This window comes from Bacillus sp. AFS040349 (genome assembly GCF_002577655.1).
Classification (GTDB): domain Bacteria; phylum Bacillota; class Bacilli; order Bacillales; family Bacillaceae; genus Metabacillus.
The window spans coordinates 1-962 of sequence record NZ_NUMC01000139.1; the positions used below are offsets into that span (position 1 = coordinate 1).

Below are 962 nucleotides of genomic sequence, written 5' to 3' on the forward strand. Positions count from 1 at the left end.
CACTACACTACATTTAAAAAATAATAAAGTCGTTTAATACTCGAAATGCGTAATAACATTTATTAATATTACTCGCTCAACCCAAACCTAAAAAGCCTGGTCTGCTTGAACCACTATAACCTATATTCTTTTTCGCCCATTTCCGAAATGCATTAATATTACATCTTTTGTAAGGTATTATTTGTTGAGGGTACATTCCTATTTTCGGATTTGATATATAGTGCACTTTCCCTTTTTCACAGTATATAACCCATCTTATATCTATCCCATTTGAGTAAATACTGCCTTGTTCGAATTCATTAGTTTTATCTATGAGTTTCTTTTTTAATCGTTTTTTCATTATTCGCCCCCCAAATGCACAGTATATGTCTGTATTCCATCATCGCAATGTGACATTATTTCTTCAAGTTACTTTAAAACATTATTAACAAAAGGGTGGGTTTCAAAAGTTCCGTAATAATAGGATTCTAACGTAAAAGGTAATGACCTATTTTCTTCATCAATTAAGTATTTAATTGCTTCATCCCATGTAAGATCCTCATAATCTTCATGACTAACAAGTGGCTTCCACTCTCTACATACTCTGAATTGATATTTGTCTGTTTGTTCTCTTTTTATTGTCAGGTTTTCTCCTTTAATTACAAGTTTATCATCATATAGATATCCTATATGGAACTTGTCACTATTCCCTATCTTCTCTGCTTCCTCTTTTGTTTTAGCAGATGAATGAACCAATATTTCCATTTCAAAATTGCCATCATGTAAACCGACTGTAGTAAAATATTTACTCACAAATCCCTCTCCTTTTTGTCACTCTAATGAGTCTTCAAAAAATAATACCTGAAAAGGTCGAGCTAGTGACTGATGATTATGAGTGGGAGTAATGTTCTCCCGTTCTATACCCTTTTGAACTAAACCAGCTAATAGAAGCCCTTCTGTTCTTCAACAATCTGGCCATTATC

The 962-nt window shown here is 32.8% G+C and carries 2 protein-coding genes; both read right to left on the bottom strand.

Going from position 1 to position 962, the window contains the following annotated elements:
• Positions 1 to 76: 76 nt before the first annotated feature.
• Complete coding sequence (locus tag COD11_RS23445) at positions 77 to 340, bottom strand: hypothetical protein (RefSeq protein WP_098799328.1); 264 nt, start codon at positions 338 to 340, stop codon at positions 77 to 79.
• Between the two features lie 68 nt (positions 341 to 408).
• Positions 409 to 792 (bottom strand): hypothetical protein, encoded by a 384-nt coding sequence (locus tag COD11_RS23450; RefSeq protein WP_098799329.1) that lies wholly within the window; start codon positions 790 to 792, stop codon positions 409 to 411.
• Positions 793 to 962: the final 170 nt, after the last annotated feature.